Source organism: Gibbsiella dentisursi (genome assembly GCF_039539505.1).
In the GTDB taxonomy this organism is placed as follows: domain Bacteria; phylum Pseudomonadota; class Gammaproteobacteria; order Enterobacterales; family Enterobacteriaceae; genus Gibbsiella; species Gibbsiella quercinecans.
The window spans coordinates 1,515,229-1,536,503 of record NZ_BAABDG010000002.1 but is presented as its reverse complement, the minus strand read 5'-3'; the positions used below and the strand labels follow the sequence as shown (position 1 = coordinate 1,536,503).

The 21,275-nt window shown below is 57.0% G+C and carries 22 protein-coding genes, 1 pseudogene and 1 other annotated feature; of the genes and pseudogenes, 14 read left to right on the top strand and 9 right to left on the bottom strand.

The features are described 5' to 3' along the window. Window positions 1-4: 4 nt before the first annotated feature. Window positions 5-1,051, bottom strand: a complete 1,047-nt coding sequence (gene sohB / locus ABFX35_RS07500; protein ID WP_279023197.1) for a protease SohB — start codon at window positions 1,049-1,051, stop codon at window positions 5-7. A 339-nt stretch (window positions 1,052-1,390) separates the two neighbouring features. Between sohB and ABFX35_RS07495 the strand changes: the two genes are divergently transcribed. Next, window positions 1,391-2,152 (top strand): YciK family oxidoreductase, encoded by a 762-nt coding sequence (locus ABFX35_RS07495; protein ID WP_279023195.1) that lies wholly within the window; start codon window positions 1,391-1,393, stop codon window positions 2,150-2,152. 12 nt (window positions 2,153-2,164) lie between these two features. Continuing rightward, window positions 2,165-2,755: a cob(I)yrinic acid a,c-diamide adenosyltransferase gene (cobO, locus tag ABFX35_RS07490; RefSeq protein WP_279023194.1), complete on the top strand. Its 591-nt coding sequence runs from the start codon at window positions 2,165-2,167 to the stop codon at window positions 2,753-2,755. A 47-nt stretch (window positions 2,756-2,802) separates the two neighbouring features. On the opposite strand, the gene rluB is transcribed toward cobO, so the two are convergent. The 4 genes from rluB to rnm all read right to left on the bottom strand — a co-directional run bounded on the left by rluB (window position 2,803) and on the right by rnm (window position 5,874). Further along, on the bottom strand, window positions 2,803-3,699 hold the full coding sequence (gene rluB, locus ABFX35_RS07485; protein WP_279023192.1) for a 23S rRNA pseudouridine(2605) synthase RluB: 897 nt from the start codon (window positions 3,697-3,699) through the stop codon (window positions 2,803-2,805). Between the two features lie 144 nt (window positions 3,700-3,843). Further along, window positions 3,844-4,206: a Rap1a/Tai family immunity protein gene (locus tag ABFX35_RS07480; protein ID WP_346080103.1), complete on the bottom strand. Its 363-nt coding sequence runs from the start codon at window positions 4,204-4,206 to the stop codon at window positions 3,844-3,846. Between the two features lie 111 nt (window positions 4,207-4,317). Beyond that, complete coding sequence (locus ABFX35_RS07475) at window positions 4,318-4,938, bottom strand: L-threonylcarbamoyladenylate synthase (protein ID WP_095848823.1); 621 nt, start codon at window positions 4,936-4,938, stop codon at window positions 4,318-4,320. Between the two features lie 42 nt (window positions 4,939-4,980). Beyond that, on the bottom strand, window positions 4,981-5,874 hold the full coding sequence (rnm, locus tag ABFX35_RS07470; RefSeq protein ID WP_346080100.1) for an RNase RNM: 894 nt from the start codon (window positions 5,872-5,874) through the stop codon (window positions 4,981-4,983). Between the two features lie 231 nt (window positions 5,875-6,105). Next, window positions 6,106-6,209 (top strand) — a sequence feature (Trp leader region). A 24-nt stretch (window positions 6,210-6,233) separates the two neighbouring features. Between rnm and ABFX35_RS07465 the strand changes: the two genes are divergently transcribed. From ABFX35_RS07465 to ABFX35_RS07435, 6 genes and pseudogenes are all read left to right on the top strand, one after another. Further along, entirely contained in the window at window positions 6,234-7,796 is a 1,563-nt protein-coding gene (locus ABFX35_RS07465; RefSeq protein ID WP_279023185.1) for an anthranilate synthase component 1, read from the top strand. Continuing rightward, window positions 7,796-9,393, top strand: a pseudogene (trpD, locus tag ABFX35_RS24245) (bifunctional anthranilate synthase glutamate amidotransferase component TrpG/anthranilate phosphoribosyltransferase TrpD). Before ABFX35_RS07465 ends, trpD begins: the two are co-directional and overlap by 1 nt. 3 nt (window positions 9,394-9,396) lie before the next feature. Continuing rightward, window positions 9,397-10,758 carry a bifunctional indole-3-glycerol-phosphate synthase TrpC/phosphoribosylanthranilate isomerase TrpF gene (gene trpCF, locus ABFX35_RS07450; RefSeq protein ID WP_346080876.1) on the top strand — a complete coding sequence of 454 codons (1,362 nt, stop codon included), beginning with the start codon at window positions 9,397-9,399 and terminating at the stop codon, window positions 10,756-10,758. A gap of 40 nt (window positions 10,759-10,798) precedes the next feature. Further along, window positions 10,799-11,989 (top strand): tryptophan synthase subunit beta, encoded by a 1,191-nt coding sequence (gene trpB, locus ABFX35_RS07445; RefSeq protein WP_279023181.1) that lies wholly within the window; start codon window positions 10,799-10,801, stop codon window positions 11,987-11,989. Beyond that, window positions 11,989-12,795, top strand: coding sequence for a tryptophan synthase subunit alpha (gene trpA, locus ABFX35_RS07440; protein ID WP_121552539.1), 807 nt, complete (start codon window positions 11,989-11,991; stop codon window positions 12,793-12,795). The genes trpB and trpA overlap by 1 nt, the downstream gene beginning before the upstream one ends. Before the next feature lie 184 nt (window positions 12,796-12,979). Beyond that, entirely contained in the window at window positions 12,980-13,294 is a 315-nt protein-coding gene (locus tag ABFX35_RS07435) for a BON domain-containing protein (RefSeq protein ID WP_095848831.1), read from the top strand. Window positions 13,295-13,343: 49 nt separating this feature from the next. Here the strand turns inward: ABFX35_RS07435 and ompW are convergent, their stop codons facing one another. Further along, a complete protein-coding gene (gene ompW / locus ABFX35_RS07430; protein WP_279023178.1) occupies window positions 13,344-13,988 on the bottom strand; it encodes an outer membrane protein OmpW in 645 nt (214 codons plus the stop codon). A gap of 284 nt (window positions 13,989-14,272) precedes the next feature. Between ompW and ABFX35_RS07425 the strand changes: the two genes are divergently transcribed. From ABFX35_RS07425 to yciA, 4 genes are all read left to right on the top strand, one after another. Further along, entirely contained in the window at window positions 14,273-14,737 is a 465-nt protein-coding gene (locus ABFX35_RS07425; protein WP_279023176.1) for a YkgJ family cysteine cluster protein, read from the top strand. Between the two features lie 150 nt (window positions 14,738-14,887). After that, window positions 14,888-15,640, top strand: a complete 753-nt coding sequence (locus ABFX35_RS07420) for a YciC family protein (protein ID WP_279023174.1) — start codon at window positions 14,888-14,890, stop codon at window positions 15,638-15,640. 222 nt (window positions 15,641-15,862) lie between these two features. Continuing rightward, on the top strand, window positions 15,863-16,402 hold the full coding sequence (locus ABFX35_RS07415) for a septation protein A (RefSeq protein WP_279023172.1): 540 nt from the start codon (window positions 15,863-15,865) through the stop codon (window positions 16,400-16,402). Between the two features lie 63 nt (window positions 16,403-16,465). Further along, window positions 16,466-16,894 (top strand): acyl-CoA thioester hydrolase YciA, encoded by a 429-nt coding sequence (gene yciA, locus ABFX35_RS07410; protein ID WP_095848836.1) that lies wholly within the window; start codon window positions 16,466-16,468, stop codon window positions 16,892-16,894. A gap of 68 nt (window positions 16,895-16,962) precedes the next feature. On the opposite strand, the gene ABFX35_RS07405 is transcribed toward yciA, so the two are convergent. Next, the gene (locus ABFX35_RS07405; protein ID WP_346080094.1) at window positions 16,963-17,748 is read right to left on the bottom strand and encodes an energy transducer TonB; all 786 of its coding nucleotides are present in this window, start codon (window positions 17,746-17,748) and stop codon (window positions 16,963-16,965) included. A gap of 511 nt (window positions 17,749-18,259) precedes the next feature. Beyond that, entirely contained in the window at window positions 18,260-18,913 is a 654-nt protein-coding gene (locus ABFX35_RS07400) for an epoxyqueuosine reductase QueH (protein ID WP_279023168.1), read from the bottom strand. 171 nt (window positions 18,914-19,084) lie between these two features. Between ABFX35_RS07400 and ABFX35_RS07395 the strand changes: the two genes are divergently transcribed. After that, window positions 19,085-19,381: a YciI family protein gene (locus tag ABFX35_RS07395; RefSeq protein WP_095848839.1), complete on the top strand. Its 297-nt coding sequence runs from the start codon at window positions 19,085-19,087 to the stop codon at window positions 19,379-19,381. 182 nt (window positions 19,382-19,563) lie between these two features. Then, window positions 19,564-20,145 carry an electron transport complex subunit RsxA gene (gene rsxA / locus ABFX35_RS07390; protein ID WP_279023166.1) on the top strand — a complete coding sequence of 194 codons (582 nt, stop codon included), beginning with the start codon at window positions 19,564-19,566 and terminating at the stop codon, window positions 20,143-20,145. Between the two features lie 59 nt (window positions 20,146-20,204). On the opposite strand, the gene ABFX35_RS07385 is transcribed toward rsxA, so the two are convergent. After that, window positions 20,205-21,218, bottom strand: coding sequence for a Ppx/GppA phosphatase family protein (locus tag ABFX35_RS07385; protein ID WP_279023164.1), 1,014 nt, complete (start codon window positions 21,216-21,218; stop codon window positions 20,205-20,207). Window positions 21,219-21,275 lie beyond the last annotated feature (57 nt).

The following is a 21,275-nucleotide window of genomic DNA, read 5'->3' as shown; positions in this document are numbered from 1 at the left end:
CGGCTTAAAGCAACGGCTTTTCACCGCGCTGCCACCAGCGCAACAGCAGGCGATCGGCGCTTTCTGCCGCACTGCCGGTGAAACGATCCATCAGGCGTTTACGGCGGGTATAACGCACCCCAATCACTTCATGGTTTTCCATTTCGGCGATCAGCAGATCGTCACTGGTGCCAACGGCGTCGATCAACCCTTTCTCCCGCGCCTGAATGCCAAACCAGTGCTCACCGGTCGCCACGTTGTCGATATCCAGCGATGGGCGCTGTTGATGCACAAACTGCTTGAACAGTTCGTGGGTTTCGTTCAGCTCTTCGCGGAACTTCTCACGCCCCTGCTCGGTGTTTTCACCAAAGAGTGTCAGCGTGCGTTTGAACTGGCCGGCAGTATGCAGCTCGACGTCAACGTCGTTTTTCTTCAACAGACGATGGAAGTTGGGGATCTGCGCCACGACGCCGATCGAACCGATAATGGCAAACGGCGCGGCAACGATGCGATCAGCCACGCAGGCCATCATATAGCCGCCGCTGGCCGCCACTTTGTCCACCGCCACCGTCAGGCGAATACCGCCTTTGCGCAGCCGCTCCAGTTGCGAAGCCGCCAAACCGTAGCCATGCACCACCCCGCCGGGGCTCTCCAGGCGCAGCAGCACTTCATCCTGCGGGGTCGCCACCGCCAGCACGGCGGAAATCTCTTCACGCAGCGAGGTCACTTCATGGGCATCCATGCTGCCTTTAAAATCCATCACAAACAGACAGGGTTTAACCACTGCCGCAGAACCGGATTTGACCCGCTGTTTCTTCAGCTTTTCATCCGCTTTGGTCTGTTTTTTAAACTGCTTGCTCCAGGCCTTTTGCTCAACGGCGTCCATACGCGCCAGGCGCATATCCCGCTGCATATCGCGGTACTGTTCACCCAGATCGGTCAGTTGCAACTCCCCTTTGCGCTGCCCTTTGCGCTGGCCAAGATTGACCACCAGCGCTACCAGTGCGGCGATTGCAATCACCACCGTGGCCACTTTGGCCAGAAACAGGCCATACTCAGATATAAACTCCACAGATTCCGCCTTGATTAACAGGTTGTTAGTATAACTCTGCCCATTTTAGCCAAGTGATGCCATGTCTGTCGCGGCTAAATACGCAAACTCACGGCTGAGGATACACTACGGGCCTTTCGCGTTGGGATTGTTCTGCTTTTGTTACAAAAGAATACCGATTTCACCGGCTAGTCATTGAAATGACGCTCCATTTCAGGCATATAACACAGATTATTCATCTAAATGATGAGGCAAATTCGCTGCGGCGCCGGCATAACGGTTGAGGTTTCAGCTCCCGTTCCGGCTACGTATCCCACTGGGGCGCCCGCGCAAGGGTTGCCCCCGGCACGAGGAATTATTGTGCATTACCAACCCAAACAAGATCTGCTCGATCAACGTATTATTTTAGTCACCGGCGCGGGCGACGGCATTGGCCGCGAAGCGGCGCTGACCTATGCCCGGTTCGGCGCCCGCTTGGTGCTGTTGGGCCGAACCGCAAGCAAACTGCTGGCGGTGCAACAGCAAATCGCCGAGTTAGGCGGCCTACCGGCCTTAACCATCACGCTAGATCTGCTGCACGCCACCCCGGAACAATGCCAACAGATCGCCGGTGATCTGGCCACGCAGGTGCCACACCTAGATGGCGTATTGAACAATGCCGGGCTGCTGGGCGATATCGTGCCGATGGCCGAAACCGACATTGCCACGTGGACGGAAGTGATGCAGGTCAACGTGAACGCCACCTTTATGCTCACGCAGGCGCTGCTGCCGCTGTTGCTCAAATCCCATAGTGCATCGCTGGTGTTTACCAGCTCCAGCGTCGGCCGCGTAGGCCGCGCCAACTGGGGGGCCTATGCGGTGTCCAAATTTGCCACCGAGGGCATGATGCAAGTACTGGCGGAAGAGTACAAAGGCAGTCATCTGCGGGTTAACTGCGTCAACCCGGGCGGCACCCGCACCCAAATGCGCGCCGCCGCCTTCCCTCTGGAAGACAGCAACAAGTTGAAAACGCCGGCGGACATCATGCCGCTGTATCTCTACCTGATGGGCGACGACAGCCGCCGCAAGACCGGTATGAGCTTTGATGCCCAACCCAAACGCAAGCCCGGCCCGGCGGAATAGAGGTTCACCAGTATGAGCGAAGATCGCCATCAACAACGCCAACAGCGCCTGAAGGAACAGGTTGACGCCCGCATAGCCAGCGCACAGCAAGAGCGCGGCCTGGTGTTGGTGTTTACCGGCAACGGCAAGGGAAAAACCACGGCGGCGTTCGGCACCGTCACCCGCGCCGTCGGCCACGGCCTGAAGGCCGGCGTGATCCAATTCATCAAGGGTGAATGGCCCAACGGCGAAAAGAACCTGTTGCAGCAACACAATGTGGAGTTCCAGGTGATGGCCAGTGGCTTTACCTGGGAAACCCAGGACAAAACGGCCGATACCGAAGCCTGCCTGGCGGTATGGGAACACGGCAAGCGCATGCTGGCCGACAGCAGCCTGGACGTGGTGCTGCTGGACGAAGTGACCTACATGGTCAGTTACGGTTACCTGCCGCTGGAGGCGCTATTATCGGCGCTGAAGCAGCGCCCGGCGCACCAAACGGCGATCATCACCGGCCGCGGCTGCCATCGCGAGCTGCTGGCACTGGCCGATACGGTGACGGAAATGCGGCCGGTAAAACACGCATTTGACGCCGGCATCAAGGCGCAGAAAGGGATCGATTGGTAGCAGGGAAAAGCGCCGTAGCCGCACCGCCGGGTGGGCTACGGCCGCGATCAGCCGCGCTTGGCGGCAGGTTTGGCAGGTTTGCTGCCCGGCGCGCTGCGGCGGCCGCCAGCAACTTGGCTGTGGCGTTTTACCGCGCGGCGGATCTGGTTCGCCTTCACGCGGCGGCGCTCACGCTCCACCGGCAATTTGCTGACCGTTTCCGGTTTCAGCTCCACCAGCTCACGCAGGTAGTTGATCGCTGGCAGATCCAGCTCGGCCCAACCACCACGCGGCAGCCCTTTTGGCAGATCAATATCGCCGTAGCGCACGCGAATCAAGCGGCTGACCTGGACACCGACCGCTTCCCACAGGCGGCGAACTTCACGGTTGCGCCCTTCGGTCAGGGTTACGTTGTACCATTGGTTGAGGCCTTCGCCGCCCTGGAAGCTGATGGTGCGGAATGCCGCCGGGCCATCTTCCAACTGCACGCCACGGTTTAGCTGCTTCATTTTTTCATCATCTACCTGGCCGAATACGCGCACCGCGTATTCACGCTCAACTTCACGGCTTGGGTGCATCAGGCGGTTGGCTAACTCACCGTCGGTGGTGAACAGCAGCAGGCCGGAGGTATTCACATCCAGGCGCCCTACCGCAACCCAGCGGGAGCCGCGCAGCTTCGGCAAACGATCGAACACCGTTGGCCGCCCTTCCGGATCGCTGCGCGTGCATAGCTCACCTTCCGGCTTGTAGTAGGCCAGCACCCGGCACACCGCTTCTGCGGATTCTTTGATCGAGACGATGTGGCCGTCCATGCGGATTTTCATCGCCGGCGTCACTTCAACGCGATCGCCCAGCGTGGCCACTTTGCCATCAACGCTGACGCGGCCTGCCTGGATCATCGCTTCGATTTCACGACGCGAGCCATGGCCGGCACGCGCTAAAACTTTCTGTAACTTTTCGCTCATTGAGCAACCTCTAGTGTCGCCTTCACAGGCGTCGGGGGGACTTCACTGCCGCCAGGAAGGCCACAGCAAAAACAATCATTTAGAAAAACCAAACCCGGTATTATACAGGCTTTGTGCGCACTTGGAACCTACAATCGTATTGCCTTAGTGCCGTTCACAGGGGAACGCCGTGGTCAGCGCCAGCATCACCACAGAAGGCGCGGAGTAGTGAAGTTGTTCGGGGTGATCATCAAGGTACTTCATGACGGCATCGGCAGCCATGCCGACGCTGATACCGGAACCGGGGCAAATATTGCGGTTGCCCTGCATCGCATAGCTGTCGAACACGCCGGCCACGTAGCCCATAAACAGCCCGCTGTTAAGGGCTTCGCTGGCGGTCACCGCCCCGGCCTTGTGCTTGGTGTAATCCTGCGTTTGCGCCAGCAGCGTGCTGCCGGAATAGAAACCGGCATGTGCCAACGCCGGCACCAGTAAGATCATCAGCATCAGAAATGTTTTGTTGATCATCGCCCTGCTATCCTGCCCGTTAACCGTATAGGGCAACCAGAATAGCGTTTTTTATGCTAAATAACTGCAAGGCTGGCACTTTTTCAGAAAACGGACAGGTGCCGCGGCCTGTCAACGAAACGGCGCAACGTCGCCGGCACCCTCACGCACGATAACCGGCGAAGACTCGGTCAAATCGATAACCGTAGTTGGTTGCTGGCCGAGGAAGCCGCCGTGAACCACCAGATCCACCTGTTTGCCCAAGCGATCGTTGATCTCTTCGGGATCGGATTCAGCGAAATCATTGCCCGGCAGCATCAGCGTGGTCGACATCATCGGCTCATTCAGCAATTCCAACAGTGCCAGCGCGATCGGATTGGACGGCACGCGCAGGCCGATCGTCTTACGCTTTTCATTCATTAACCGGCGCGGCACTTCCTTGGTGGCCTTGAGAATAAAGGTGTAGTTGCCCGGCGTGTTGTTTTTGATCAGGCGAAACGCGCTGTTATCCACGTAGGCGTAGGTGGAAAGCTCCGACAGATCGCGGCACATCAGCGTGAAATTATGGTTGCTGCCTAACTGGCGAATGTGGCAGATACGCTCCATGGCGTTCTTCTCGCCCAGCATACAGCCCAGCGCATAGCCGGAATCTGTCGGGTAGACAATCACCCCGCCTTTGCGCAGCACATCAACCGCCTGGTTGATCAGGCGTGCCTGGGGGTTGTCCGGGTGTATATAAAAAAGCTGGCCCATATCTTGCTCCTAAAAGTCGCTTCGCGAGCGGCCCCGCCCGCGTTAAATCTGTTCTGTGTTGTTGGCGCCTGGCGCCGGCCAATCGCGCCACACCGGCTCAACGCCGCCGGGCAGCCACAGTTTACGGCCCAGTTCGATCCAGGCGCAGGGCTGGTGAAAGTCAGACCCCTGGGAAGCCAATAACTGGTAATCCCGCGCGTAGGCGGCCAGTTGGCTGCGCTCATGCGGCGCCTGCTGGCACTGGGCCACTTCCATCGCGTCACCGCCCTGCATGGCGAAATACGCCAGCAGGCGCTTTAACCATTTTGCCGACAAATCGTAACGCCCAGGGTGCGCCATGACCGCCTGGCCGCCGGATTGATGAATCACATCAATAGCTTGTTCTATTGTACACCACTGCGGCGGAACATAACCGGTTTTGCCTTTTGCCAGGTATTTCTTGAAAACCTGCGCCAGATTATCCGCCACGCCAAACTGTACCAGGTAGCGCGCAAAGTGCCCGCGCGTTACCGCGCCGCTGCCCGCCAGCGCCTGGGCGCCCTCATAAGCCCCGGGAATGCGCGCTTTCGCCAGCCGTTCGCCGATCGCCTGGGCGCGCTGCCGGCGGCGCTCGGCCTGTTCGGCCAAAAGCTGAAGCAGCGCCGGGTGCTGGATATCCATACCCAGCCCGACAATATGTATTTCGTGGTTTTCCCACAGGGTTGAAACTTCCACCCCATTGATCAGTTGCAGCGGTAAGCGGTGGTGAGCGATAGCGGCGGCGGCTTCCGCCAGGCCGTCGGTGGTGTCATGGTCGGTAATCGCCAATACGCCGACGCGCATTTCCACCGCCCGCAGCACCAGTTGCGTTGGCGAAAGATAGCCGTCAGACGCGGTGGTGTGGCTGTGGAGATCGTACAGGGTGAATGCTGAAGAAGGTAACGGCGTGTGTGTCAAAAGAAATATCCGGCTATGGCTGGGAGGATTATCATAACCGTTAAGCCCGGCCGGACGGAAATCTATTCTCACCGCGCCGGTTATGCGCCCGCAAAGGTGCTGCCAGCGGCAGACAAAAACATTCTTCAGAAAGGGGTTGACTTTACCTCACTGAACCAGTTAACTAGTACACCAGTTACAGGTTAAATGATAATTCAAGAGAGCACATAAATGAGCAAGCAAACTTCTCTTCTTCGTTGGTGGCGCACCTCCCTTCCGCGGGCGGTATAATCGCGCATACCTGTCATTTGACACTGCAGATTTCCTAAGCCCGCATCGCATGCGGGCTTTTTTATGGACCAAATTCAACTGGAATCATCATGATAAACACCAAACCACAGCTGAAACTGCTCACGGCGCAAGCCGTCTACCGTGGGGATCCCACCAGTCTGTTCAACCAACTGTGCGGCGCGCGCCCGGCGACCTTGCTGCTGGAATCGGCCGAGATCAACAGTAAAGAAGATTTAAAAAGCCTGCTGGTGGTTGACAGTGCGCTGCGCATCACGGCGCTGGAACGCACGGTGACCATCCAGGCGCTGACCGCCAACGGCGCGGCCTTATTGCCGCTGCTGGACAACGCATTGCCGGCTGAAGTGGCGATTCAGGTGCTGCCCAATGGCCGCGTGCTGACGTTCCCGGTCATAGATAGCGTGCAGGACGAAGACGCGCGCCTGCGTTCGTTATCGGTATTCGATGCGCTGCGCACCCTGCTGGCCTTGGTCGAAACGCCGGTTGATGAGCGTGAAGCCATGCTGCTCGGCGGGCTGTTCGCCTACGATCTGGTGGCGGGGTTCGAAGATCTGCCAGCGCTGCGCCACGATCAACGCTGCCCGGATTTTTGCTTCTATCTGGCGGAAACCTTGCTGGTGTTGGATCACCAACACCGCACTACCCGCCTGCAGGCTAGCCTGTTCACCCCCGACGCCAGCGAAGAACAGCGCTTGCAGCAACGCCTGGAGCAGTTACAGGCGCAAATCAAGCAAACACCGTTGCCGATCCCTCAGCAACAGATTGAAGACATGCAGCTCAGTTGCAACCAAAGCGATGAAGAGTACGGTGCCGTGGTCAGCACCCTGCAACAGGCTATTCGTCACGGTGAAATTTTCCAGGTCGTGCCGTCCCGCCGTTTCTCACTGCCGTGCCCGGCGCCGTTGGCGGCGTATAAAACGCTGAAGGAAAACAACCCCAGCCCCTACATGTTCTTTATGCAGGATAATGAGTTCACGTTGTTCGGCGCGTCACCGGAAAGCGCGCTGAAATACGATGCCAACAACCGCCAGATTGAAATCTACCCGATCGCCGGCACTCGCCCGCGCGGCCGCCGCGCCGACGGTTCGCTGGATCTGGATCTCGATAGCCGCATCGAACTGGAAATGCGCACCGATCACAAAGAACTGGCCGAGCACCTGATGCTGGTGGATTTGGCGCGCAATGACCTGGCGCGCATCTGCCAGGCCGGCAGCCGTTACGTCGCCGATCTGACCAAAGTCGACCGTTACTCTTTTGTTATGCACCTGGTCTCGCGCGTGGTCGGCACCCTGCGTGAAGATCTGGACGTGCTGCACGCCTATCAGGCCTGTATGAACATGGGCACGCTCAGCGGCGCGCCGAAAGTGCGCGCCATGCAGCTTATCGCTGCGTCTGAAGGCTCCCGCCGCGGCAGCTACGGCGGCGCCGTCGGCTACTTCACCGCGCATGGCGATCTGGATACCTGTATTGTCATCCGCTCGGCGTATGTTGAAGACGGGATCGCGACCGTGCAGGCCGGCGCCGGGGTGGTACTGGATTCCGTTCCGCAAGCGGAAGCCGATGAAACAAGAAACAAGGCACGTGCCGTGCTGCGTGCTATCGCCAGCGCGCATCAGGCCAAGGAGGTGTTCTGATGGCGGATATTCTGTTACTCGACAACGTCGATTCCTTTACTTACAACCTGGTCGATCAACTGCGCGCCAGCGGCCACCGCGTGGTGGTTTACCGTAACCAGATCGCCGCCGATACCATCATCGAGCGCCTGCAACAGATGGAGCAGCCGGTGCTGGTGCTCTCCCCTGGCCCAGGCACGCCGGCCGACGCTGGCTGTATGCCGGAACTGCTGCAACGCCTGCGTGGGCAATTGCCGATTATCGGCATCTGCCTTGGCCACCAAGCCATTATCGAATCCTACGGCGGCCATGTCGGCCAGGCCGGCGAGATCCTGCACGGCAAGGCATCGCCGATTACCCATGACGGCGAAGGCATGTTTGCCGGCATGGTTAACCCGTTGCCGGTGGCCCGTTACCACTCACTGGTCGGCAGCAACATTCCCGCCGAACTGACCGTCAACGCGCACTTTGGCGAAATGGTGATGGCGGTGCGCAATGACGCGCAACGCGTTTGCGGCTTCCAGTTCCACCCGGAATCGATTCTGACCACCCACGGCGCGCGTTTGCTGGAGCAAACGCTGGCCTGGGCGCTGGCGAAATAAAGACAGGAGTGACCACCATGCAACCTATTCTTGAAAAACTGTACGGCGCCCAGCCGCTAAGCCAGCAGGAAAGCCAACAGCTGTTCGGCGGCATCGTGCGCGGCGAGTTGGAAAACAGCCAACTGGCGGCGGCGCTGATCAGCATGAAAATCCGCGGCGAACGTCCGGAAGAGATTGCCGGCGCGGCGCAGGCGCTGCTGGCGGACGCCAAGCCATTCCCGCGGCCGGACTACCTGTTCGCCGATATTGTCGGCACCGGCGGCGACGGCACCAACAGCATCAATATTTCCACCGCCAGCGCGTTTGTGGCGGCAGCCTGCGGAGCAAAAGTGGCGAAACACGGCAACCGCAGCGTTTCCAGCCGTTCTGGCTCTTCCGATCTGCTGGCCGCCTTCGGTATCCGGCTTGACCTGCCGGCGGAAGAAGCCCGTCAGGCGCTGGACGATCTGGGCGTTTGCTTTCTGTTCGCCCCGCAGTATCACACCGGGTTCCGTCATGCGATGCCGGTGCGCCAACAGCTGAAAACCCGCACCCTTTTCAACGTGCTGGGCCCGCTGATTAACCCGGCGCGCCCACCGCTGGCACTGATTGGCGTCTATAGCCCGGAATTGGTGTTGCCGATCGCTGAAACTCTACGCGTGCTGGGTTACCAACGTGCAGCGGTGGTTCACGGCGGCGGCATGGATGAAGTGGCGATCCATACCACCACCCACGTGGCCGAACTCAATAACGGCGTGATTGAAAGCTATACACTGAACCCGGCATCATTCGGCCTGCAAACCTACCCGCTGGAGGCGTTGCAGGGCGGCTCTCCGGAAGAAAACCGTGACATTCTGGCACGGTTGTTACAAGGTAAGGGCGAGCCGGCGCATGCCGCCGCAGTGGCCGCCAACGTGGCGTTGCTGCTGAAACTTTTCGGTAATGAAGACCTGCGGCAGAACGCACAGCAGGCATTGGACATGATACATAGCGGGCAGGCTTACCAGCGTGTGACCGCATTGGCAGCAAGAGGATAAATGATGCAGGAAACCGTGCTCAACAAAATTGTTCGTGACAAAGCGCAATGGATCGCAGCACGACAGCAACAACAGCCGCTGGCCAGCTTTCAAAACCAGATAACCCCCAGCACACGCAGTTTCTACCATGCGCTGCAGGGCAGCAAAACGGCGTTTATTCTCGAATGTAAAAAGGCATCCCCTTCCAAAGGGTTGATCCGTGAAGACTTCGATCCGGTCAGCATCGCTACGGTCTACAAAGATTACGCCTCGGCGATTTCCGTGCTGACCGATGAGAAGTATTTTCAAGGCAATTTCGAGTTCCTCACGCAAGTGAGCAAAACGGTAACGCAGCCGGTATTGTGCAAAGACTTCATCATCGATCCCTATCAGATCTACCTGGCGCGCTATTACCAGGGCGATGCGATTTTACTGATGCTCTCGGTACTCGATGACGATCAATACCGTCAGCTCGCCGCCGTAGCGCATAGCCTGAAGATGGGCGTGCTGACCGAAGTGATCAGTGAAGAAGAGCTGCAACGCGCGATCGCACTGGGTGCCCGCGTGGTAGGTATCAATAACCGCGATCTGCGGGATCTCAGCATTAACCTGGATCGCACCCGCAGCCTGGCGCCGCGCGTGCCGCACGGCGTGACGGTAATCAGCGAGTCCGGCATCAACAGCTATGGCCACGTGCGCGAACTTAGCCGCTTCGCCAACGGCTTCCTGATTGGCAGCGCGCTGATGGCCGAAGATAATCTGCGCGCTGCGGTGCGCAAGGTGCTGCTTGGCGATAACAAGGTGTGTGGGCTGACCCGGCCGCAGGACGCCGCCGCCGCTGAACAGGCGGGTGCTAACTACGGCGGGCTGATTTTCGTCGAACGCTCGCCGCGCTGCGTGGATATTGTCCGTGCGCGCAGCATCATCGCCGGCGCGCCGCTGAAGTACGTCGGTGTGTTCTGCGATGCGCCAGTGAGCACCGTGGCGCAAACCGCCAGCCAGCTTGGGCTGCGCGCGGTGCAGTTGCACGGTGCGGAAGACCAGGCCTATATCAACGCGCTGCGGGCCGAACTGCCAGCCGAATGCCAGATCTGGAAGGCGCTGAGTGTGAAAGACAGTCTGCCGGCGCGTAACCTGCAGCAGGTGGATCGCTATCTGTTGGATAACGGTGCCGGCGGCAGCGGGCAACGCTTCGACTGGGCCATGTTGCACGGCGAGAAACTGGATAACGTCATGCTGGCCGGCGGGTTAAGCGCCGACAACTGCGTTGCGGCCGCGCAGCTAGGCTGCGCCGGGCTGGATTTCAACTCCGGCGTGGAAAGCGAACCGGGCATCAAAGATGCCAATCTTCTGGCCGCGGTTTTTCAGACGCTACGCGCTTACTGATTCACAATCATTCTAATTAATGGATAAGACGGGAAAAAAAATGACGCTGCTTAACCCCTATTTCGGTGAATTTGGTGGCATGTATGTGCCGCAAATTCTGATGCCCGCGCTGCAACAACTGGAAGAAGCCTTTGTCAGTGCCCAGCGCGATCCGGCGTTCCAGGCGGAATTCAACGATCTGCTGAAAAACTACGCCGGGCGCCCCACTGCGCTGACGCTGTGCAAAAACCTGACGGCCGGCACCAAAACCAAGCTGTATCTGAAGCGCGAAGATCTGCTGCACGGCGGCGCGCACAAAACCAACCAGGTGTTGGGCCAGGCGTTGCTCGCCAAGCGCATGGGGAAAACCGAGATCATCGCAGAAACCGGCGCCGGCCAGCACGGCGTGGCGTCTGCACTCGCCAGCGCCCTGCTCGGCCTGAAGTGCCGCGTGTATATGGGCGCCAAGGATGCGGAACGTCAGTCACCCAACGTGTTCCGTATGCGCCTGATGGGCGCCGAAGTGATCCCGGTGCACAACGGTTCCTCCACGCTGAAAGACGCCTGCAACGAGGCGCTGCGCGACTGGTCCGGCAGCTATGAAACCGCCCACTACATGCTCGGCACCGCGGCCGGCCCGCACCCCTACCCGACGATCGTCCGCGAATTTCAGCGCATGATCGGCGAAGAAACCAAAGCGCAGCTTTTGGAACGCGAAGGGCGCCTGCCGGATGCCGTGCTGGCGTGCGTTGGCGGCGGTTCCAACGCCATCGGCATGTTTGCAGACTTTATCGATGAGCCGGGCGTTGGCCTGATCGGCGTGGAGCCGGCTGGCCTTGGGATTGAAACCGGCCAGCACGGCGCACCGCTTAAGCATGGCCAGGTCGGTATCTACTTCGGCATGAAATCCCCGATGATGCAGACCTCTGAAGGGCAAATCGAAGAATCGTATTCCATTTCCGCCGGGCTGGACTTCCCTTCCGTGGGGCCGCAGCACGCGCATCTGAACAGCATCGGCCGTGCGGAATACGTTTCCGTCACCGATGATGAAGCCCTGGATGCCTTCAAAGCGCTTTCCCGCCATGAAGGGATTATTCCCGCGCTGGAATCCTCCCACGCTCTGGCGCATGCGCTGAAAATGATCCGTGAAACGCCGCAGAAAGAGCAAATTTTGGTGGTCAACCTGTCTGGCCGCGGCGACAAAGACATATTTACCGTTCACGACATTCTGAAAGCACGGGGAGAAATTTGATGGAACGTTATCAGCAACTGTTTAAACGCCTGGCAAGCAACAAGGAAGGTGCGTTCGTGCCGTTCGTGACGCTGGGCGATCCTAACCCGGCCCTGTCGCTGCAGATTATCGATACCCTGGTAGAAAACGGCGCCGACGCGCTGGAGCTGGGCATCCCGTTCTCCGATCCACTGGCGGATGGGCCGACCATTCAGAGCGCGGCGCTGCGCGCCTTTGCCGCCGGGGTAACGCCTACGCACTGCTTCGAGATGCTGGCGGCGATCCGCCAAAAGCACCCCGATATGCCCATCGGCCTGCTGATGTATGCCAACCTGGTATTCCACAAAGGCATCGACGCGTTCTATGCGCGCTGCGCCGAGGTGGGCGTTGATTCGGTGTTGATCGCTGACGTGCCGTTTGAAGAATCCGCGCCGTTCCGCGCCGCAGCGCTGCGCCACGGCATCGCCCCGATCTTTATCTGCCCGCCGAACGCCAGTGACGATTTGTTGCGTGAAATTTCATCCCATGGCCGTGGTTACACCTACCTGCTGTCACGCGCCGGGGTCACCGGCACCGAAAGCCGGGCGCAGTTGCCATTGCATCATCTGGTGGACACGCTGCGTGAATACCACGCCGCCCCGCCGCTGCAGGGCTTTGGCATTTCCGAGCCGGCACAGGTACGCGCGGCGCTGCAAGCGGGCGCCGCCGGCGCCATCTCCGGCTCGGCAATTGTAAAAATCATTGAACAAAACCAGGCGCAACCGGCAGAGATGCTGGCCAAACTGGGTAAATTCGTCAGTGAAATGAAGGCCGCAACCCGCGCCTGACGCATCCCCTGTGGGCAGCCCGCTGCCCGCAGTTTTCCCCGCCGCATCGGCACGCCTATTTGAACTTCCGCGTTTCCTGTTCCACAATACTCTGGGTCCTACCTCTTTTCGCTTAAACAAGCAAAAACGGCAGGTTAAAAACCGAGCGTAGTTTCAAACAATAACATTGCATGGAGAGTAATTTATGAAGCTATTTAAGACCATTTCGGCCTTATGCATGGCGGCCCTGGTGGCCGTAGCGGTTAGCGCCTGCGCACCGACGGCAAAATCGGAAGGGACCGGCGGCTATATCGACGATACCGTCATTACCACCAAAGTAAAATCAGCCTTGCTGGCAGATAAAGGAATAAAATCCACGGAAATCAACGTAGAAACGTTTAAAGGACGGGTACAATTAAGCGGGTTCGTCAGCTCGCAGGCCGATGCGAACCGGGCGATTCAAATCACCCGCGGCGTGGCCGGCGTCAGAACCGTGGCGAACGACATGCGAGTCAAGTAGCGTTAAACAGGAGGCGCAATACTGCGCCTCCCCATGTAGGTATTCTGCATCAAAAGCGATAACCGGCCCCAAACATAAACACCCACGGATCCAACCGGGTATCAATGCTGTGATGACCACCGGCATTATCGTCAAAGCGGACTTTCGTTTCGATATTCATCCACCAGACCGACATATTCAGCAGCCAATGCTCATCCAGGTTGTAATCCAGCCCGGCCTGCGCCGCAACGCCCCATGAATTCTTCAGGCTCAGGTTACTCAACCCGGCTTCTTTACCGGTGTCATTGAATTTTTCATCAAAGAACATGGTGTAGTTCACGCCGACGCCCAGATACGGGCGCAGTTTATCCTGCCGATCGCCAAAGTAATACTGCGCCATCAGGGTTGGCGGCAAGTGATGGATGGTTGCGATATCGCCACTCACTCCCGAACCATGCAGCGAGACCTTATGGCGAAACGGCGTCGCGGCCAGCAATTCCACGCCGATATTATCCGTGACCATGTAACCGAAGGTCAGCCCAAGCTGGGTATTGTTGTTCGCATCGAATGAGCCTTGATTGAGCACGTCATCAGACCCCGTAGTAGGCCGAACGGTCGCGGTGCCGGCGCGGAACAAGAAATCACCGGCCTGATGCGCACTTGCCAACATCGGCGACATCATGGCCGCCAGTACCACCAGAGTTGTCTTTTTCATTATCCATTCCATTTGTGTGGTTAAAGTTTCAACGAATATACCTGCTAACGGGTATTTATGATCCAATCGAGATCACATCTTATGGGTAAAAATTTAAATTCCCACTGAAAACAAGGTTACCTAACACACTAATAAATAGCGGATTGATCTACATCAAAAATCACGGTTTATAGCAAATAGTGCGCCCCGTGAAATTTCAGTTGCTAAACATTCGGCCTCTGAGTAACGTCTTGCATCGATGTTGGTTTTGGTTGGTGGCCGTGAGGAGTCGGTGGGCAATCAAGATGAGCGAACTCAATAATCCCTGTGTTAGCTGTGGCGCCTGTTGCGCCTATTTCCGCGTATCATTTTACTGGGCTGAAGCCGATGACGGCGGCGGCGTTGTCCCCGCGTCGTTAACCGAGCCGCTCACCCCGTTTCTGCGTTGTATGCAGGGGACGAACAGCAAATCCCCCCGTTGTACCGCGTTGGACGGCGAGATCGGCAAAGCCGTTTCCTGTTCTATTTACCTCAACCGCCCGTCCCCCTGCCGGGAGTTTGACCAATCCGGCCTGAACGGCCTGCGCAACGAGGCCTGCGATCGTGCACGTGCACGTTACGGCCTGCCGCCTTTGCCGGTGGAAAAACCGCTGCCCCTGCCCAGCCCCAACGCTGCTGAAGAAATCAGCGCTGTACCACTGATGGGGTGCCACAGCGAAGCGGAACAGGGTACAATCACCGCTACAGCAGTGCACCGTTGTGGGGCGTAACCATTTCACCCGCTGGCAGTAAAAACTGTCGTCTTTTGCCAGGGCTACTCCTGGCAGGCGACGGGTAAAAACGCGCGTTGAAATCGTTCCCCTGCGGCGGCCAGATGGCGCTGCCCTACTTATCTCTGTTCTTAATGCCAAGGAGTCTGCATGCCTATCACGGCCAACACGTTGTACCGTGACAGTTTTAACTTTTTCCGCAACCAACTGGTCAGCATTTTGCTGCTGGCGCTGTTAACCGCGTTTATTTCTGTCCTGCTCAACCAGGTATTCAGCCCGAGTGCGGAACAGTTACAGATCCTGACAACGGCGGAAAATGACTTTACGTCCTCAACCGGGATTGGGATCCAGGAAATCATCCAACAGATGTCGCCCGAGCAGCAAATGGTGTTGCTGAAGGTTTCCGCCGCCGCTACCGTCTCTGCGCTGGTGGGGAATGTTCTGTTGGTTGGCGGGATGCTAACGCTTATCCGCCTGGTGTCTGAAGGGGTACAGACCAGCGCGCTGCGCGCAATCGGTATTTCTGCTCCTATCTTACCGCGCCTGCTGCTGTTGCTGTTTATCGGCACCTTGCTGATCCAGCTCGGCCTGATGCTGTTTGTGGTGCCCGGGGTTATTTTGGCGGTCGCGTTCTCGTTAGCGCCGGTGATTGCCACCGCAGATAAAAAAGGCGTATTTGCTTCGCTGAAGCAAAGCAGCAAGTTGGCCTTTGCCAACGCGCGCGTGATTGTGCCGGCCATGATGTTGTGGCTGGCGGCGAAGCTGCTGGTGCTGTTTCTGGTCAGCCATCTGTCGGCGATAACGCCAAACATTGCCAGCGTGGTGCTAACCGCGCTCAGCAATCTGATTTCAGCGCTGCTGCTGATTTATCTGTTCCGGCTGTATATGCTGCTGCGCGGCTAACAACGATTTTGCCACGCCAGGGCACGTCAAGCGACGTGCCCTCGTTATTTGGGGCTTTCGCGCTGTGCTGGCGGCCAGCAGATACAATCGTAAGGTTATGCAAATATTCGCCGGCCCTGCGGAATTCCCATAAATAAACGCCGATAATCAGCGTTTGCCTGCGGTACACAGACACAGCCGAATCCGGTATAGTCTGCCGATGAACAAATGATGGATTGATTTATGAAGCAATTTCTTGATTTCCTCCCACTCATCGTCTTTTTTGCTTTTTATAAGCTCTACGATATCTACGTTGCATCCGGCGCCTTGATTGCCGCCACGGCGTTGGCGTTGGTCTTTACCTGGGTTAAATACCGCAAGGTAGAGAAAATGACGCTCATCACCTTCATCATGGTGGCCGTGTTCGGCACCCTGACCGTGGTGTTCCACAACGATCTGTTTATTAAATGGAAAGTAACGGTTATTTATACGCTGTTCGCACTGGCGTTGCTGATAAGCCAACTGGTGCTGAAAAAACCGCTGGTCCAGCGCATGTTGGGCAAAGAGCTAACGCTGCCCGATCGCGTGTGGAACAACCTTAACCTGGCCTGGGCGCTTTTTTTCCTGGCCTGTGGCCTGGCGAACATTTATGTTGCCTTCTGGCTGCCACAAAGCGTTTGGGTCAATTTTAAAGTGTTCGGCCTGACGGCGCTGATGCTGGTCTTCACCTTGCTCAGCGGCGTCTATATTTATAAACATATGCCAACAGAACAGAAGAAGTAGCCCCCTGCATAATGCCCGCTCACCGGCGGGCTTTTTTGAACCACGTTATCAAAGCGGAAAGCGATGACACAACAACGACCTTTACCCAGCGGTGAGCTGGTATTACGAACATTAGCGATGCCGGCTGATACCAATGCCAACGGCGATATCTTCGGCGGTTGGATCATGTCGCAAATGGACATTGGCGGTGCGATTCAGGCAAAGGAGATTGCAGAGGGGCGCGTGGTGACCGTGCGCGTTGACGGAATGACCTTCCTGAAGCCGGTCGCCGTGGGGGACGTCATCTGCTGCTATGCCCAGTGCATACGCACCGGGCGCAGCTCAATCACCATCAATGTTGAAGTGTGGGTGAAGAAGGTTTCTTCGGCGCCTATCGGCCAGCGCTACCGCGCCACCGAAGCGGTGTTTACCTATGTCGCCGTTGACGACGAAGGCCACTCGCGCCCGTTGCCGGATGGCAAAAGGAACTTCCGCAGCGATAGCGGCGAATAAACGCCAGCTTTCGCCACGAAAAAGGGCCGCAGTTTAATGCGGCCCTTTTTTATGACAACCGGACAGACTCAGTTGACCGTCGTTGTGCCATCAAGCTTGAACACAATATTAATTGTGTGATTCTTAGTTGTTCTACCTTCATAGCGCCACTTGCGCAGCGCCAGGCGAACCTCACGTTCAAACATATTACGCGGCTCTGCAGACAGAATACGCACGTTATCCACGCGGCCGTCGCTGTCGATATCAAACTGCACCCGAACCCGGCCCTCAATCTGCAAGGCACGCGCACGCATCGGATAAGTCGGTTTTACCTGGCTGATGACCCGCGGCGCAACATCAAGTGAATCCCCCTGCACCGGCGCGTTCGGCGCCTGCTTGACCGGCGCATGCGCCAACGCGTTGCTCGGCGCATTATTCTCAAACGGCGAAGGATCACTCGGTGGCGCAATGCGTTTTTGTTCGCGTTTTATCGCCTTTTCAACCTTCGGCTTTGGCTTCGGTTTTGGCTTGGGCTTCGGTTTTTCCGGTTCAGGTTTAGGAATAGCCACCGGCACCGGCGGCGGCGGTTCTTGCACGACCTCCGGCTCGGGTTCTGGTTCTGGCTCAGGGTCCACAACCGGTTGCGGCTCCACCGGCTGTGGCTCAGGTTCTGCAGCGGACGGCGGCGGCGGTTCCGTCATGGTTTCGGAATTCACCATCATGACGCTGATAGGCGCCTCTTCCAGCCTTGGTAGCTCCATGGCCTGCTTCACGGACGCATAGAGTAAACCGGCCACCAGGGCACTGTGTAAGCCAACGGAAAGAACAATCGGCACTGACAAACGGCGAATAGGCAACATCTTTTTTAGCGGCATAATGATTCTGTTTCCTCGGATTCGCCAAGTTTAAATGCAAATAGCAATCATATTCAATAACGAAAGGCAAACTATCGCTTTAATCATGATTATTTGCCGTTAAAACCTGTAGTTAACAAGGTTATTGCGCCGTTTATAACCTGGCTTTTAACGCGATGACACGGAGTTTTAACCTTTTCTGGGGAGGTAAACGGAAAAGCCGGCAAAATGAACTGACTCGTTATCACGCCGCCCTGCGTTGCTGGTTGGCGCGACACACTCCCTCATGAATCAAGAGGCTTTCTATGCTGAAGCATCCGGCAACGCTATGCACTGATATAAAACAAAAAAATGTCGGAAGCCGCCGGCGACTTTTTGGCCAGCCTAAGGGAATGCAGCGAACGTTTAGCGATCTGCGCACGAAAAAAAACGAATAAAGGTTGAGCGGCTCAGGAAGCGGCACCCGCTGGCGGCAGATGCCCATCTTCATTAGGGCAGTAAATAAGCGTGCTTTCGGCCGGCACGCGATGCGTTACTCCTCATCACCGTAATACAATACGCCCAGTTTGATCAACGGCCGCCCCTGGGACTTGCGGTGCAGGTTGGCATCGCGCAGCGAGTAGACGCAGCCACAGTATTCCTGCTGGTAAAAGCGTTCGCGCTTGCTGATTTCAATCATGCGTGACGATCCGCCCTTCTTGCGCCAGTTATAATCCCAGTAAATCAAATCCGGGTATTTTTGCGCGGCGCGGGTACCGCAATCATTAACCTGCTGCATATTCTTCCAGCGGGAAATACCCAACGAACTGGAGATGACGTCAAAGCCATGTTCATAAGCATACAGCGCAGTGCGTTCAAAACGCATATCAAAACACATGGTGCAACGGATGCCGCGCTCCGGCTCATTCTCCATACCTTTGGCGCGGGCAAACCAATTATCGGTATCATAATCAGCATCGATGATAGGCACGCCGTGTTTTTCGGCAAAGCGGATGTTTTCTTCTTTACGCAGCAAATACTCTTTCTGCGGATGAATGTTCGGATTATAGAAAAAGATGGTGTACTCAATGCCGGAAGCCTGGATGGCCTCCATCACCTCTCCGGAACAGGGCGCGCAGCAAGAGTGCAATAACAGCTTCTTTTTCCCCGCTGGCAAATTGAGTTGTTCTCTTACCAGTTCCGTCATTTTTCCTCACCTCTCATTCATTTTCTGAATATATCATGCGGGCGGCATGATACGGATAAAAGACACTTGCTTCAAGGCATCCCCCCAGCACCGGTGAAAATCGTTCCCTTGGCGCATATTTTGCGCTACCTTGCTTTTACCGTTATATAGCAATGATTCTAAAGGTTAAACATGCTTTATCTGATTTACGCACAAGACGTTGCCAACTCACTGGAAAACCGCCTGGCCGCACGCCCGGCCCATCTAGCCCGCCTGCAGGCGCTGCGTGACCAAGGCCGCCTGGTGGTGGCCGGCCCAAACCCGGCCATTGACAGCAGCGATCCCGGCAGCGCCGGTTTTACCGGGTCCACGGTGATCGCCGAGTTCCCTTCATTAGCCGAAGCCAAAGCCTGGGCCGAGCAGGATCCCTATGTTGCTGCGGGGGTTTATGGTGAGGTCACGGTGAAGCCGTTCAAACAAGTGTTCTGATAAGCCCTTCAACTGACGCAATGCTCCAACGGATCGACACGCTTTTATAGCAACAGTATAGAAGCGTGTTGTTTCCACGCCGTATCATCTCGCCTTTCGTTCGTGCCTCCCCACCAAGCGCAGGGTTGTTGTTACTCGCCCATCACGTAATAATATGTTTCTAAATATGACGAGATAAAACCATGTCTGAGTACATCCTTTTGTTCGTGGGCACCGTTCTGGTTAACAACTTTGTTTTGGTCAAGTTTCTTGGCCTATGCCCATTTATGGGGGCGTCAAAGAATATCGACATGTCTATCGGCATGGGGTTGGCGACGACGTTTGTGATCACCCTGGTGGCCATGCTCAGTTGGGCGGCAAACCATTTTCTGCTTATCCCACTGGAGCTCACCTACCTGCGCATTATGGTTTATATCCTAATCAGCGCCGTGATCGTGCAGTTCACCGAAATGATGATGCGCAAAACCAGCCCGGCACTGTATCGGTTACTGGGTATTTTCTTGCCGCTGATCACCACCAACTGCGCGGTGCTGGCTGTACCACTGATCAGCGGTAACGTCGGCCACACGTTTCTGGAAGCCACCTTCTACGGCTTTGGCGCTTCCGTCGGTTTTTCACTGGTGATGGTGTTTTTCGCGGCAATGCGCGAGCGCCTGGCAGTTGCTAACGTTCCTGCCCCGTTCAAAGGTTCCTCTATCTCGCTGATCACCGCCGGGCTGATGTCGTTAGCCTTCATGGGCTTTACCGGCCTGGTGGAGGCCTGATCACGCAAAAGGCCCCCGTCGCTCGGAGGCCTTTTGCCGTTTAACACATCAATATGAGGTTACTGAATCAGGATCCCCTGAATCAGGCTAGCTTTCACGATGGTCACCTGCGGGATCGCCAACGCCTGCATAAAGCCTTCCACCAGTAACAGATTACTGACGTCGGTCGCGCGGTAATCCCCGGCCAGTTCCGAATCCCCTTTCCATACCTGGCGTTGCCCCACGCGCGCCAGATCGGCCTGGGTATAGGTGTTGCCCACGGGCTGCACCTGCGCTTTGATCGAATAGCCATGCACACCGCCAATGCCGATCACCCGGCGGGTTTTGATATCTTGTTTAATTTGCGGGCTAACGTGGGTGCGGGCATAAAACGCCACGTAACGCAGCACCGTATTGCGCAGCGAACCAATCGGGTTCGGCGTACTGTCTGCCTGCGGATCTTTGTTTTGCAACACCAGAGTGATGAAGTCTTTCAGGGTAACTGAAGCCAGCTTGCCCTGATAGATATCAGTGACCGTCTGGCCCCCCTGCTGGCGAAAGGCCGTCATTTGCATTGAGCCGCCGCCGATATCCCAAACCAGCAGATCCTCATTGCGCAGGCGATGATCATGCAACGCCGCCTTCGCCGACAGGAACCCCAGTTCGGCCTCCTCCTGCTGGGAAATGACCTTCAGTTGCACGCCGAGCTGTTGGTTAAAAGAGTCAATGACCTGTTGGCCGTTGGCCGCCGAACGAAATACCGCCGTCGCCACGCCGGTGATGCGCTGCGGGTGGAAGCTTTGCGCCTTCGTCACCAGCGCCCTCAACGCGGCCAGTCCTTGTTGCTGGATGGCGCTGCCCAGTTGGTTATTGGTCGATTTGGCCAGATCGGCGTTAAAGCCTACCGGACGCTGATCTTCATATAACACCTTGCCCAGCGTTTGCCGGCAAATATCCACCTGCGCCACCTGAATCTTGGTGCTGCCCGAGCCCATATCGATCCCTGCCCGGGTTTCAATACAGCGGTCGGCCATTGCCGAAAACGCGCTGGTTAATGCCAACAGCCCGACGAGCGTTATTAAGCTTTTTTTCATTTCACCATGCCATAAAGTAAGTAACACACATTCATATGAATACAATTACCTGTTTTT

Excerpts from the sequence above, each read along its gene's own strand:
- cobO (WP_279023194.1), top strand. The coding sequence starts at position 2,165 with ATGAGCGAAGATCGCCATCAACAACGCCAACAGCGCCTGAAGGAACAG.
- rluB (WP_279023192.1), bottom strand. The coding sequence starts at position 3,699 with ATGAGCGAAAAGTTACAGAAAGTTTTAGCGCGTGCCGGCCATGGCTCG.
- ABFX35_RS07480 (WP_346080103.1), bottom strand. The coding sequence starts at position 4,206 with ATGATCAACAAAACATTTCTGATGCTGATGATCTTACTGGTGCCGGCG.
- ABFX35_RS07475 (WP_095848823.1), bottom strand. The coding sequence starts at position 4,938 with ATGGGCCAGCTTTTTTATATACACCCGGACAACCCCCAGGCACGCCTG.
- ABFX35_RS07465 (WP_279023185.1), top strand. The coding sequence starts at position 6,234 with ATGATAAACACCAAACCACAGCTGAAACTGCTCACGGCGCAAGCCGTC.
- trpCF (WP_346080876.1), top strand. The coding sequence starts at position 9,397 with ATGCAGGAAACCGTGCTCAACAAAATTGTTCGTGACAAAGCGCAATGG.
- trpB (WP_279023181.1), top strand. The coding sequence starts at position 10,799 with ATGACGCTGCTTAACCCCTATTTCGGTGAATTTGGTGGCATGTATGTG.
- trpA (WP_121552539.1), top strand. The coding sequence starts at position 11,989 with ATGGAACGTTATCAGCAACTGTTTAAACGCCTGGCAAGCAACAAGGAA.
- ABFX35_RS07435 (WP_095848831.1), top strand. The coding sequence starts at position 12,980 with ATGAAGCTATTTAAGACCATTTCGGCCTTATGCATGGCGGCCCTGGTG.
- ompW (WP_279023178.1), bottom strand. The coding sequence starts at position 13,988 with ATGAAAAAGACAACTCTGGTGGTACTGGCGGCCATGATGTCGCCGATG.
- ABFX35_RS07425 (WP_279023176.1), top strand. The coding sequence starts at position 14,273 with ATGAGCGAACTCAATAATCCCTGTGTTAGCTGTGGCGCCTGTTGCGCC.
- ABFX35_RS07420 (WP_279023174.1), top strand. The coding sequence starts at position 14,888 with ATGCCTATCACGGCCAACACGTTGTACCGTGACAGTTTTAACTTTTTC.
- ABFX35_RS07415 (WP_279023172.1), top strand. The coding sequence starts at position 15,863 with ATGAAGCAATTTCTTGATTTCCTCCCACTCATCGTCTTTTTTGCTTTT.
- yciA (WP_095848836.1), top strand. The coding sequence starts at position 16,466 with ATGACACAACAACGACCTTTACCCAGCGGTGAGCTGGTATTACGAACA.
- ABFX35_RS07405 (WP_346080094.1), bottom strand. The coding sequence starts at position 17,748 with ATGCCGCTAAAAAAGATGTTGCCTATTCGCCGTTTGTCAGTGCCGATT.
- ABFX35_RS07400 (WP_279023168.1), bottom strand. The coding sequence starts at position 18,913 with ATGACGGAACTGGTAAGAGAACAACTCAATTTGCCAGCGGGGAAAAAG.
- ABFX35_RS07395 (WP_095848839.1), top strand. The coding sequence starts at position 19,085 with ATGCTTTATCTGATTTACGCACAAGACGTTGCCAACTCACTGGAAAAC.
- rsxA (WP_279023166.1), top strand. The coding sequence starts at position 19,564 with ATGTCTGAGTACATCCTTTTGTTCGTGGGCACCGTTCTGGTTAACAAC.
- ABFX35_RS07385 (WP_279023164.1), bottom strand. The coding sequence starts at position 21,218 with ATGAAAAAAAGCTTAATAACGCTCGTCGGGCTGTTGGCATTAACCAGC.